Source organism: Nocardioides dilutus, from assembly GCF_054779555.1.
In genome coordinates this window covers 47,809-59,614 of sequence record NZ_BAAGYA010000001.1, presented here as the reverse complement: position 1 = coordinate 59,614, position 11,806 = coordinate 47,809, and the positions used below count along the sequence as shown (strand labels likewise).

The 11,806-nt window shown below is 72.3% G+C and carries 14 protein-coding genes; 9 read left to right on the top strand and 5 right to left on the bottom strand.

Annotated features, from left to right (window positions below; all coding sequences use genetic code 11):
• Positions 1-10: 10 nt before the first annotated feature.
• Positions 11-1,882 (top strand): Na+/H+ antiporter NhaA, encoded by a 1,872-nt coding sequence (gene nhaA, locus ACYVC6_RS00310; RefSeq protein WP_460709773.1) that lies wholly within the window; start codon positions 11-13, stop codon positions 1,880-1,882.
• Here nhaA and ACYVC6_RS00305 read toward each other — a convergent pair.
• Entirely contained in the window at positions 1,821-2,777 is a 957-nt protein-coding gene (locus ACYVC6_RS00305; protein WP_460709771.1) for a LysR family transcriptional regulator, read from the bottom strand. The two genes, nhaA and ACYVC6_RS00305, sit on opposite strands and share 62 nt — an antisense overlap.
• A 73-nt stretch (positions 2,778-2,850) precedes the next feature.
• On the opposite strand from ACYVC6_RS00305, the gene ACYVC6_RS00300 reads away from it, so the two are divergent.
• Both ACYVC6_RS00300 and ACYVC6_RS00295 read left to right on the top strand, forming a co-directional pair.
• Positions 2,851-3,660 (top strand): NAD(P)-dependent oxidoreductase, encoded by an 810-nt coding sequence (locus ACYVC6_RS00300; protein ID WP_460709769.1) that lies wholly within the window; start codon positions 2,851-2,853, stop codon positions 3,658-3,660.
• On the top strand, positions 3,657-4,013 hold the full coding sequence (locus ACYVC6_RS00295) for a nuclear transport factor 2 family protein (protein ID WP_460709767.1): 357 nt from the start codon (positions 3,657-3,659) through the stop codon (positions 4,011-4,013). Before ACYVC6_RS00300 ends, ACYVC6_RS00295 begins: the two co-directional genes overlap by 4 nt.
• Positions 4,014-4,034: 21 nt before the next feature.
• Here the strand turns inward: ACYVC6_RS00295 and ACYVC6_RS00290 are convergent, their stop codons facing one another.
• Positions 4,035-5,222 carry a cytochrome P450 gene (locus ACYVC6_RS00290; protein WP_460709764.1) on the bottom strand — a complete coding sequence of 396 codons (1,188 nt, stop codon included), beginning with the start codon at positions 5,220-5,222 and terminating at the stop codon, positions 4,035-4,037.
• A gap of 30 nt (positions 5,223-5,252) precedes the next feature.
• Between ACYVC6_RS00290 and ACYVC6_RS00285 the strand changes: the two genes are divergently transcribed.
• The 3 genes from ACYVC6_RS00285 (at position 5,253) to ACYVC6_RS00275 (ending at position 7,380) form a co-directional block, all read left to right on the top strand.
• Positions 5,253-5,891: an MBL fold metallo-hydrolase gene (locus ACYVC6_RS00285; RefSeq protein WP_460709762.1), complete on the top strand. Its 639-nt coding sequence runs from the start codon at positions 5,253-5,255 to the stop codon at positions 5,889-5,891.
• Positions 5,888-6,565 (top strand): hypothetical protein, encoded by a 678-nt coding sequence (locus ACYVC6_RS00280; RefSeq protein ID WP_460709760.1) that lies wholly within the window; start codon positions 5,888-5,890, stop codon positions 6,563-6,565. Before ACYVC6_RS00285 ends, ACYVC6_RS00280 begins: the two co-directional genes overlap by 4 nt.
• Before the next feature lie 134 nt (positions 6,566-6,699).
• Positions 6,700-7,380, top strand: coding sequence for a hypothetical protein (locus ACYVC6_RS00275; RefSeq protein WP_460709758.1), 681 nt, complete (start codon positions 6,700-6,702; stop codon positions 7,378-7,380).
• A gap of 10 nt (positions 7,381-7,390) precedes the next feature.
• Here ACYVC6_RS00275 and ACYVC6_RS00270 read toward each other — a convergent pair whose 3' ends face one another.
• Both ACYVC6_RS00270 and ACYVC6_RS00265 read right to left on the bottom strand, forming a co-directional pair.
• Entirely contained in the window at positions 7,391-8,656 is a 1,266-nt protein-coding gene (locus tag ACYVC6_RS00270; RefSeq protein WP_460709756.1) for an isochorismate synthase, read from the bottom strand.
• Positions 8,657-8,682: 26 nt separating this feature from the next.
• Positions 8,683-9,555: a L,D-transpeptidase family protein gene (locus tag ACYVC6_RS00265; protein ID WP_460709754.1), complete on the bottom strand. Its 873-nt coding sequence runs from the start codon at positions 9,553-9,555 to the stop codon at positions 8,683-8,685.
• A 110-nt stretch (positions 9,556-9,665) separates the two neighbouring features.
• On the opposite strand from ACYVC6_RS00265, the gene ACYVC6_RS00260 reads away from it, so the two are divergent.
• Positions 9,666-10,355 (top strand): demethylmenaquinone methyltransferase, encoded by a 690-nt coding sequence (locus tag ACYVC6_RS00260; protein ID WP_460709752.1) that lies wholly within the window; start codon positions 9,666-9,668, stop codon positions 10,353-10,355.
• Between the two features lie 7 nt (positions 10,356-10,362).
• On the opposite strand, the gene ACYVC6_RS00255 is transcribed toward ACYVC6_RS00260, so the two are convergent.
• Positions 10,363-10,635, bottom strand: coding sequence for a winged helix-turn-helix transcriptional regulator (locus ACYVC6_RS00255; protein ID WP_460709750.1), 273 nt, complete (start codon positions 10,633-10,635; stop codon positions 10,363-10,365).
• Between the two features lie 62 nt (positions 10,636-10,697).
• On the opposite strand from ACYVC6_RS00255, the gene ACYVC6_RS00250 reads away from it, so the two are divergent.
• Entirely contained in the window at positions 10,698-11,273 is a 576-nt protein-coding gene (locus tag ACYVC6_RS00250; protein ID WP_460709748.1) for a carboxymuconolactone decarboxylase family protein, read from the top strand.
• A 170-nt stretch (positions 11,274-11,443) separates the two neighbouring features.
• Positions 11,444-11,803, top strand: a complete 360-nt coding sequence (locus ACYVC6_RS00245; protein WP_460709746.1) for an NADH-quinone oxidoreductase subunit A — start codon at positions 11,444-11,446, stop codon at positions 11,801-11,803.
• The last annotated feature ends 3 nt before the right edge of the window (positions 11,804-11,806 follow it).

Sequence of the window (11,806 nt, the reverse complement as noted above, 5' to 3'; positions counted from 1 at the left end):
GGCTTCAGCAGTGCCGGGGGAGCAGACCGAGGGCGGCTTCCGCGCCGAGGACGCCGCGGGAGCGCGGCTCAAGGCGTTCATCCGGACCGAGGGTGCAAGTGCGGGACTGCTCGTGCTGGCCGCGCTCGTCGCGCTGGTGTGGGCCAACTCGAGCTGGTCGGGCGGCTACGAGTCGTTGTGGGGCACCGAGCTGGAGATCACCGTCGGCAGCGGGTCGCTGGGGATGGACCTGCACCACTGGGTGAACGACGCGCTGATGGTCGTGTTCTTCTTCGTGATCGGGCTCGAGGTGCGCCGGGAGTTCTCGGTCGGGGAGCTGACCGACCGGCGGCGGGTGACGGTCCCGCTCGTCGCCGGGGTGGGTGGGATGGCGGTGCCGGCCGCGCTCTACCTGCTCATCAACCCCAGCGGCGAGGCCGCCCGAGGCTGGGGCGTCGTGATCGGGACGGACACCGCCTTCCTCCTCGGGGTGCTCGCGCTGGTCGGACCGGCCGTGTCCACCCAGCTGCGCATCTTCCTGCTCACGCTCACGGTGATCGACGACATCGTGGCGGTCACCGTCATCGGGGTCGTCTACACCGACCAGCTCGCGGTGACGCCCCTGCTGGTGGCCGCCGGCTGCCTGGTCGGCATCGCGGTGCTGGCCAGGGTGGGGGAGTGGCGCGCCTCGCCGTACGTCTTCCTGGTGGTGGTGCTGTGGTTCGCGACCTTGGAGTCGGGGCTGCACGCCTCCATCGCCGGCATGCTCGCCGGCCTGCTCGTCCCGGCGGTGTCCCCCACCCGCAGCCGCGTCGAGTCCGCGGCCCAGCAGTTCCGGGCCTTCCGCCAGTCCCCGATGCCCGAGGTGCAGCGGGCCGCCCGCGCGAGTCTCAACCGGGCCATCTCGGTCAACGAGCGGCTGCAGGAGGTGCTGCACGGCTGGACCAGCTATGTCGTCGTCCCGGTCTTCGCCGTCGCCAACGCCGGCGTCGACCTGCGCGGCGGCCTCCTTGGTGAGGCGCTGACCTCGCCGGTGACCTGGGGAGTGACCGCGGGACTCGTGGCGGGCAAGCTGCTGGGCATCGGGCTGGGCGCGCGCGCCGCAGTGCGGCTGGGCTGGGGACGGCTGCCGCAGGGTGTCGGCTTCGGGCATCTTCTCGCCGGTGGCGCGCTGTCGGGCATCGGCTTCACCGTCTCGCTCCTCATCATCGGGCTGGCCTTCGACGACGAGCGGCTCCAGGACGAGGCGACCGTCGGGGTGCTGCTGTCCGTGGTGCTGGCCAGCGGCGTCGGCTGGGTGCTGTTCCGTCTCGCCGCGACGTTCTTCGACCAGCGGGACGCGGCTCTCCCGGTGCTGTTGAGCGAGCCGGTCGACCCCGACGTCGACCACGTCAAGGGTCCCGAGGACGCGTCGCTCACCCTCGTCGAGTACCTCGACTACGAGTGCCCGTTCTGCGCCCGGGTCACCGGCGCCGCCGCCGAGGTCAAGGAGCACTTCGGCGACCGGCTCCGCTACGTCGTGCGCCACCTGCCGCTGGAGGTGCACCCGCATGCCGAGCTCGCGGCCGTCGCCGTCGAGGCCGCCGACAAGCAAGGCCGGTTCTGGCAGATGCACGAACTGCTCTTCAAGCACCAGGACGAGCTCGAGCTCGAGGACCTGACCGGCTACGCCGCCGACCTCGGCCTCGACGTCGAGCGCTTCCTCGGCGACCTCTCCGACGAGCGGATCGCGGCCCGGATCCGCCGGGACGTGCTCAGCGCCGCGGAGAGCGGGGTACGCGGCACCCCGACGTTCTTCGTCGGTGACCGTCGGCACGTGGGGGCCCACGACGCGCGGTCGCTCATCGAGGCCTTGGAGCGTTCCGCCCGCGAGCCGGGCTCGACCCGGACGAGCCGGCGCTGACCCGGACCGCGCGGGCGGCCGCGCGGAGCGCCGAGACGAAGGCGGTCACCTCGTCCCGGTGCCGGGCCGGGCTCGCGTGGTGCAGCGCGAACACGGAGCGGACCGGGGGGTCCACCAGCCGACGCACGACCACGTGGTCGGGGACCGTGCCCAGCATCAGCCCGGGGACCAGCGCCACCGCCTGACCGGCCGCGACCAGGGCGATCTTGCCGGCCAGGTCCCCGGCCTCCATCTCGAGGCGGGGCTCGAACCCGGCCCGGCCGGCCGCCGAGACCAGGAGGCGCTCGGAGCCCGGGTTGTCCTCCACCCAGACCTCGTCGCTCAGCCGCGACAGGTCCAGTCGTCGCGTGCCCGTCGCCGCGGGGTGGTCGCCGGGCACCACTGCGCACAGCTCGTCGTCCAGCAGATGGTGCCGGCGCAGCAGCCGCGTGGCCGGGAGTCCCGGCGGGTAGTCGGTCACCACGGCGACGTCCAGGTCGCCCGAGAGCAGCAGCTCCTGCAGGGCGGGGGACATCGCCGACCTGAGGGTGCACCGGTGGGCCGACGCCTGTGCCACGAACGAGCGGATCGCCGCGGGGACCAGCCCGACGGTCGCCGACGGCACGGCCCCCACGGCCAGGCTCGGTCCGCGGCCGGCGAGCGTGGCGGCCACGGCGTCACGAGCCCTCGAGGTCTCGTGAACCACGAGCCGCGCGTGCCGGAGCATCGCCTCGCCCGCGGCTGTCGGGCGGACGCCGCGGGGCAGCCGCTCGAGCAGCCGGGCGTCCATCTCGTGCTCCAGCGCCGCGACATGGCGGGACACCGCGGACTGGGTGTAGCCGAGCTCGGCGGCGGCGGCCGAGATCGACCCCCGGTCGCACACGGTCACGAAGCTCAGCCAGGTCGAGTACGACATATGCAGATCATGCATGACAGTGTGCGAATCCGTCGCTTGTGGCATACCTGTTCGGCACCGCATGCTGTCCGCCATGAGACCTGTGACGATCCTCGGGCTCGGCCGGATGGGACTGCCCGCCGCCGAGCGGTACGCCGCCGAGGGCTGGACCGTCACGACCTGGTCGCGCAGTGGCCGGACTGCCGCCGGCGCGGATGCCGCGTCGTCGGCCGCCGAAGCCGTGGCCGGGGGCGGGCACGTCCTGCTGTTCCTGTTCGACGGACCCGCCTGCCTCGCGGTCCTCGAGGTGGTGTCCACGGCACTCCCCGCCGGCGCGCTCGTCGTCAACACCAGCACCACTTCGCCCGACGAGGCCGACCGGGCGGCCGCGGTGGTGCGTGAGGCGGGGGGCCGGTATGTGCACGCGCCGGTCCTCGGCTCGGTTCCGGCGGTTCGCGGCGGGACCCTGGTGACCTTCGCCGGCGGCACCGACGAGGACCTGGACGAGGCAGCGACCGTGCTCGCGCCCTTGGTCCGCGAGATGGTGCGAGTGCCGGAGCCTGGCCGGGCCGCCGCCCTCAAGCTCGTGGCCAACACCAGCCTCGGTGGGGCGATGGCCGCGCTGGCCGACGCGCTCGACGTGGCCGAGGGGCTGGGTGTCGGCCGGGCCGAGGCGCTCGACGTGCTGGCTCGCGGCCGGCTGGCCGGCGTCGTCGAGATCACCAGGGATCGACTGCTCGGCCAGGACTCCTCACCCGCGCACTTCACGCTGGCCGCGCTCGCCAAGGACCTGCGGGTCACCCGCGACGCGTCCGGCGTCGCGACGGCGGGACTGACGCGGGCCGAGGCCGCCCTGGCGGCCGGTGCGGCGGTCGACGACGACATCACGGCGGTGGTCCGGTGAGCGAGCTGGACGCGGTGCTCGCGCCGGTGCTCGCCTACCTCGAGGGCCACGCGACCGGCGACCCGAGCCACTTCCGCCGGGCGTTCCTGCCCACCGCGCGCATCGAGGGCGTCGCCGACGGCGCGGTCGCCACGATGGACCTCGACGACTTCTGTTCCCGGTTCGCGGGTGCGCCCGCCCCGGACGAGGCCGACCGACGGCGCACGGTCGACCAGGTCGCCCGGAACGGCACGGTGGCCTCGGCCGTCGTCACCCTGCACCACGTCGAGGTGACCTTCACCGACATGTTCCTGTTGCTCGAGATCGCCCCCGGCGACTGGAAGATCGCGCACAAGGTCTACCACCGCCACTGACCTACCGGGCCGACCTCGCCCTCAGGACGGCGTGAACCTGATCGGGAACCGGCGAGCGCCGGTGTTGCCGGAGACCGGCAGCCACTCGCCCGGGCCGTCGGGCTCCGCGTCAGGCATCCGCCGGGCCAGCAGCGGCAGCGCGACCGCCATGTCGGTCCGGGCGACGAAGTGGCCCAGGCAGTGATGGATGCCCGCGCCGAAGCCGTGGTGCGGCACCCGGTCGGTGGCGGTGATGTCGAAGGCCGGGTCGGGCACGGTCCGGGGGTCGGTGCCGGTGGCGTGCGAGAGCACCTGCACGATCCCGCCGGCGGGGACGTGCAGGCCGTGGAGGTCGACGTCCTCGATGGCCTCGCGGGTCACCCAGGTGACGGTCGGGTTGACCCGCATGACCTCCTCGACGGCGGCGCCCCCGAGCTCCGGCCGCTCACCGAGCAGGCGCCACTGGTCCGGGTGTCGCAGCAGGGTCTGTAGGGCCAGCCCGAGCTGGTTGCGGGTGGTCTCCATGCCGGCGAACGCCAGGAACACCAGCGCCACCGAGAGCTCGCGCTCGGTGAGGTCCTCCACGTGGGCCAACGTGGTGACCAGGTCGTCTCGGGGCCGTGCGCGCCGGTCCGCCACCACCTCGTCGACGTATGCCGTCAGGCCGTCCAGGGCCGCCTCGATCCTCGGCACCTGGCGGCCGACGTCGACCGAGAACGAGGCGCCGAGGTCGTCGGCCCAGTGGGCGACCTGGCGCCACTCGCCGTCGTCCCCGTCGGGCAGACCGAGCAGCTGGCAGATGATGCGGGCGGCGTAGGGCTCGGCGAACTCCGAGATGAACTCGACCTCGCCGCGCGGTGAGAACCGGTCCACCAGCTCGTCGGCCAGGGCCTGGAACCCCGGCCGCATCGCGGCGATCGTCCGGTTGCGGAACGCCGGCATCAGCAGCCGGCGGATGCGGCTGTGGTCGCCGCCCTCGAGGCTGAGCAGGGTCTCGGCCCACCAGCGGGGGAACGGCCCATCGGGAACGCCGTTCTGCTCCGGCCAGCGGGCGTTCCCCTGCCGGAAGCGGCGGTCCCGTAGGAGGGCGCTCGCCTCCTCGTGGCGCAGCACCGCCCAGCCCCACGTCGTCTCGGCGTACCAACTCGCCTCGCGTGCCGCGTGGACCACCGGTGCGGTGACGTCGAACGCGGGGTCACCGAGGTCGAACGTCGCCGGCGACCCACCCATGCGCCGAGCCTAGATGTCTAGGGTCGAACCATGCGGATCACCAAGTTCGGGCACTCGTGCGTCCGCGTCGAGCACGGCGGGGTGACCGTCGTGGTCGACCCGGGTGTCTTCACCGACGCCGAGGCGGTGGACGGCGCCGACGCCGTCCTCATCACCCACGAGCACCCGGACCACTACCTGCCCGACCATCTGCGCGCCACGGATGCCCCCATCTGGACGATCGAGGCGGTCGCGCGGCGCATCCGTGAGGACGCTCCCGACGTCGCGGAACGGGTCACCGTGGTGTCGCCGGAGGAGTCCTTCGACGTCGGACTGCCGGTCCGCGCGGTCGGCGCGCTGCACGCGGTGATCCACCCGGAGCTGCCGCGCTTCGACAACAGCGGCTACGTGCTGACCGCCGGCACGACCCGGATCTACCACCCGGGCGACGCGCTCACGCTCCCGAGCGGTCCGGTCGACGTCCTGTGCGTCCCGGTGTGCGCGCCGTGGATGAAGGCGTCGGAGGGCATCGACTTCGCCCGTGAGGTCAGGGCACCGCGCAACCTGGCGATCCACGACCGCGTCTACTCCGAGGCAGGGCTCGGCATCGTCGACGGTCACATGAACCGCTTCCTGCCGGCCGAAGGACTGGAGTACGTTCGCCTCGCCGACGGGAAGGACATGACATGACGCAGACTCCTCCTCCCACCCCCGGACCCACCCCGGGCGCCACGCCCGCGCCGGCTGCCGGAGCCAAGGTCACCGAGCTGGAGAAGCAGCTCGCCGAAGCCGCCGCCCAGGTCGCCAAGGTGCAGGCAGAGCTCAGCCAGGCGCGTGCCGCGGACCCCAACCTGCCCGACGTACCGGTGCCCTACTCGGGCAATGCTCCCGTGGTGATGATCAACGGCCAGCAGGTCCCCGCGGGGCAGGCCGTGGACATCAGCGCGATGCTCGGCGGCTTCTTCGGCGGGGCGGGCGCCGCTGCGGGCGCGACGGTCGCCGCGGACGGCAGCCAGGTTGTCAACATCCCGCCGGTCGTCACGGTCAACGGGCAGGTGGTCAGCAGCGGCCAGCCGATCGACCTGGCGAGCGTCGTGGGTCCCGCGGCGCTGGCACAGATCCGCAGCTCGCTGGACCAGCTCGGCCTCGGCGGCCAGCTGGCGGGGCTTTTCGGCACGCCGGCGTCCCCCTCGGCCAGTCCGCCGCCGTCCGGTTCCTGGACCCAGCCCGGACCCGCGCCGGCCGTCTACTCCGGCACTCCGGGCGAGGTCACCGACTCCGGCAACAAGGGCCTCGTCTGGCTGGCGGCACTCCTGGTGATCGGGATCATCGGCGTCGTCGCCTACCTGGTCATCACCGGCTGACCAGCACCGGGCTGACCAGCTGCCGCTGGCGCCGCCCACACATCCCGAAGATCGGTGATGCCCCAGCCCCGGTCACCGAGTTCAAGTGGACTGGACCACTGTCTCGGGGTGCGCGCGAGCGCGGGGAGCGCAGCATGGAGGGGAAGATCGTCGAGGGCCCGGACGCGATGGGCCTGCTCGAGGTGGGCCTGCTCGCCATCCTCGGGCTAGCCGCCATCGTCGCGTTGGCGCTCGGCCTGTCCCGCCCCGACCCGGAACCTCCCGCGCGCGGCGGCGGGGAGCTCCTCTCGCAGCAGACGTCGGCGCCGGGAGAGGAGCTGGAGCCGCCATGGTTCGCGGAGTCACTGACGTCGACGTCGTCGTGCCGCACGGACACCGCCGGCACGGTCACCTGCGCGGACCCAGGTCCCTTCGTCGAGACCCTGGAGATCCGGACCTACCCCACGCGCCAGGACCTGTATGCCGCGTACGTGCGGGAGGTGGAGGCGCTGACCGACCGACCCTTCCACGGCAACGTCGGTGACTGCTCCGGGAGCCACTCCGAAGGAGAGGTGAGCTGGAGCCTCGACCGGAGCAAGAGCCGCGCCTTCCCGCTGCGGCTGCTTCGCGACGGGCTGCTGGACCCGACGACCGAGGCTGCCGGCAGGGTCTTCTGCACCTCGGCGGGCGGGCAGCACGCCACGGTCGTCTGGACCCAGGACCCCTTCCGTCTCGTGACGGTGACGGGCAGCCCGGCCCAGCGGGTCACCAAGTGGTGGGTGGACGTCCACATCCGGCTGGCGTGCGGGGACGACCCGTCGAGCTGCCTGGGCTGAGGCCGAGCGGTCAGGCGCCCAGGGCGTCGCGGACCGGGACGAACTTGGCCTGCGCCTCGGCCAGCTCGGCCTCGGGGTCGGAGTCCGCGACGATGCCGCAGCCGGCGAACAGCCTGACCGTCGCGCCGTCGAGCACCGCCGAGCGGAGGGCGATCGCCCACTCGCCGTCGCCGTTCGCGTCCATCCAGCCGACCGGCCCGGCGTAGCGGCCCCGATCCATGCCCTCGAGCTCGGCGATCAGCCGAGACGCGGTCTCGGTGGGCGTCCCGCCGACCGCGGCCGAGGGGTGCAACGCTTCGGCGAGCTGGAGCGAGGAGACCGTGTCGGCGTCGTGCACGACACCGGCGACGTCCGTGGCGAGATGCATGACGTTGGGCAGGTGGAGGACGAACGGCGCCTCGGGCACGTTCATCGAGGAGCAGTGGGGCTCGAGCGCATCGGCCACCGACCGCACGGCGTACTCGTGCTCCTCGAGGTCCTTGGACGAGCGGGCCAGGGTCGCGGCGAGGGCCATGTCCCGGTCGTCGTCACCGGTGCGCCGGATGGTGCCGGCCAGCACGCGTGAGGTGACCAGGCCTCGCTCGCGACGGACCAGCATCTCCGGCGAGGCGCCGAACAGCCCGTCGACGTGGAACGTCCAACAGGTCGGGTAGTCCTCGGCGAGCCGGCGCAGCGGCCAGCGGACGTCGAGGCGCGCGTCGGCCGTGGCGATGAGGTCGCGGGCGAGCACGACCTTCTCCAGGTCGCCGGCCCCGATCCGGGCGACGGCGTCGGCGACGACCCCCATCCACTGCTCGCCGTTGAGGGCGCCGTCGGCGAACACCAGCCCCTCCGGCGCCTTGGCAGGCTCGGCGAGCGTGACCGTCGCCGTGGCGTCGAGCGCGCCTCGCGACACGGTGGTCAGCCAGGTGCGGCCCCCGCGACGACCGACGATGACCTCGGGCACCACCAGCATCGAGCCGCCCGGCTCGTCGGCGAACGCGAAGGAGCCGAAGCAGACCAGGCCGGTGCCGGGCTCGTCCACCTCGTCGCGCACCACCGCATGCGACGTCGTCTCCGACCACCACTTGGCGGCGTCGGCGAACCGGGTCGCCCCCGCGGTCTGGACCTCCGCCGCACGGCCCCACCCGACCAGGCCGTCGCCGCGCCGCAGCCAGGTGACGGGGTGGGTGGAGGGTAGGAAGTCGAGCAGGGACGCGTCCGCCGGGAGGTCCAGCGGGATGGTCCTGACGACCAGGGGGAGCGCTATCCCCTCCGCCGCCGCGCTGGTCGTCACGATCGGCAAGCGTACGACCCAGACACCTAGGACCAGTAGACGACGACCTTGTCCCCCACCACGACCTGGTCGAACAGCCAGGCGACACCGTTGTAGTCGCGGACGTTGACGCAGCCGTGCGAGGCACCGTTGTAGCCGACCGAGGCGAAGTCCGGTGAGTAGTGCACGGCCTGGCCGCCGGAGAAGAACATCGCGAACGGCATGTCGGTGTCGTAGAGCTTGGAGTGGTGGTCCCGGCTCTTGTAGCCGACGTAGAACAGGCCCTCGCGGGTCGGGGTCGACGGGCCGCCGAACCGGACGTCCATGGTCTTGATGACCACGCCGTCGACGACCCACCGGATCGTGCGGCTGGTCTTGTCGACGCACATCACCCGGCCGGTGCGGCACCGGGCGTCGAGCGCCCCCGGGACGTTGCCCAGGTTGTGCAGCTCGGCGTGGGTCGGGGTCGCTGTCATCGCGACAAGGCGCTTCATGGTGCGCCGGTCGACCTTGCCGGTCCCGCGGAGGCCCCGCTTCTCCTGGAAGCCCCGGACCGCCTGCGTCGTCGCCTCGCCGTAGACGCCGTCCACGTCCGGGAAGTACCACGCCAGCTGCTTGAGCCGGGCCTGCAGGTCGCGGACCTCGTCACCCTTGTCGCCGGGTGCGAGCAGCGGAGGGACCGGCAGCGGCTTCGGCGGCGTCACGACTACGGGCTGCACCGGCTGGGTCGGGGCGGGCCTCGGTCGCGGCGAGCTCGCCGGCGAGCCACCGGCGCCCGGCCTCGGGTCGACGTACGTCGTCGCGTCGCTGCGGTCGCCGGAGCTCGGCTGGACGCGCATGGCGTAACCGGCGGCCGTGGCCGCGCCCGCGAGCAGCGCCACGCTCAGCAGGCCGAGCGCGAGGCGGCGTAGCAACGACATGGGAGGACTCCTTCAATGCTGCCGGGGAAGTGGAAGGCTCTCCGGTCACGAGGGTGACGCCTGGGGGCGCCGTTTGGTTGCACGACACGCTCGATCTCTAGGCTCGCCTCGTGGTCCGCGCCGAGCTCGACAAGCAGCCCGCCGACGTGCGTCGGATGTTCGACGCCGTCGCGAAGCGCTACGACGTCACCAACGACGTGCTCTCGCTGGGGCAGGACCGGCGGTGGCGGCGCGACGTCATCGAGGCCGTCGACCCCCAGCGCGAGGAGATCGTGCTCGACCTCGCGGCCGGCACGGGCACCTCGAGCCAGCCGTTCGCCGACCGCGGGGCGATGGTGGTGCCGTGCGACTTCTCGCTCGGGATGCTCCAGGTGGGCAAGCGGGCCCGGCCGCACCTGCCCTTCACGGCCGGCGACGGCACGCGGCTGCCGTTCGCCGACAACACCTTCGACGCGGTGACGATCTCCTTCGGGCTGCGCAACATCGTCGACCCGCTGGCCGGGCTGCGCGAGATGCTGCGGGTGACCCGACCCGGTGGGCGTCTGGTCGTGTGCGAGTTCAGCCACCCGACCTGGGCGCCGTTCCGCACGCTCTACGTGGAGTACCTCATGAAGGCACTCCCGCCGGTCGCCCGGGCGGTCTCGTCCTCGCCGGACGCCTACGTCTACCTGGCCGAGTCGATCCGCGCCTGGCCCGACCAGCAGGGGCTCGCCGACCTGGTCGCGGACGCCGGCTGGCAGGACCCGGAGTGGCGCAACCTCAGTGGCGGGATCGTCGCTCTGCACCGGGCCACTGCCTGAGTCGCGGTCAGCGTCGCGCCCGCCACCATCGTCGGGCCCAATCGTCCAGCGGCAGCAGCAGCGTCAGCAGCTCCCGGCCGCGCGGGGTCAGGACGTAGCCGTTGTCGTCTCGTCTGACGACACCTGCCTCGCTGAGTTCGCGGACCCGGTCCGCCAGCACGCTCGACGACACCTCGTCGCACCGGGACCGCAGCTCGCGGAAGGTCAGGCCGGTCTCGTCCCGCAGCTCCCAGAGGACCCGCAGGGCCCAGCGTCGACCCAGCAGGTCAAGCAACTCCATGACCGGTCTCGCCACACGTCACCCCGCTTCTCTTTCCGAGGCGCCGATGGTAGCGTCCGACGATGCCTCGGAAATCGAAGCGTCCCCGAATCGAGCCGCTCGAGCCGCCGTACGACGAGGCGCAGGCAGAAGCTCTGGGTCGGCTGGGACCACCGATCGCCCTGTTCCGGGTCCTGGCGGGCAGGCCCGATCTCGCTCGCGGGGTGTCGGGGTGGGGTCGCTACTACCTCTCACGTCAGTCGGCACTGACGCTGCGTCAACGCGAGCTGGTGATCGACCGGGTCGTGGCTCGTTGTGGTGCCGACTACGAATGGGGCGTCCACATCTTGGTGTTCGCCGGCAAGGCGGGCCTCACCGCCGAGCAGGTGCGTTCCCTCGCGAGCGGCAATGACGGCGATCCCTGCTGGACCGACCGCGGGGACCGGGCTGTGCTGCGTGCGGTCGACCGGCTCCATGACACCCATGACCTCGACGACGCGTCCTGGACCGCGTTGGTCGACGCGGTCGGCGAGGACGGCGCGCTCGACGTGCTGCTCCTGGCCGGCTGGTACCACGCCATCTCGTACGCCGTTCGCGCACTGAGGCTCCCGATGGAACCCGGTACGCCGATGCTGAGCGCGCAGCCCGGAAGGCCCTGACGGCCGGCGAATTAGACCACGTCCGCGTGCGGTAAATCCCCAGGTCAGGGCAGGCTTGCCCCCGACTTCACGGCTCGGCTGGCGAGTGGCAGTATGAGCGGCGCGCACTTCGTGAAGACGTTCACAAGTTCACGAACGAGATCCACGTCACATGCTGGGAGGAGGTCCGGATGGAGCTCTACATACCCGTACTCGCCCTCGCCGGCCTGGCGTTCGTCTTCGCCGTCGGCTCGGTCGCCATGAGCGCGGTGGTGGGTCCCAAGCGCTACAACCGGGCCAAGCTCGACTCCTACGAGTGCGGCATCGAGCCGACGCCCCAGCCGGTCGGCGGCGGCCGTTTCCCGGTGAAGTACTACATCACCGCGATGCTTTTCATCGTCTTCGACATCGAGATCATCTTCCTCTACCCGTGGGCCGTGCACTTCGATGCGATGGGCTACTTCGGGCTGGTCGAGATGGTCCTCTTCATCGCCACCGTCTTCGTCGCCTACGCCTACGTCTGGCGCCGCGGCGGACTGGACTGGGACTGAGGC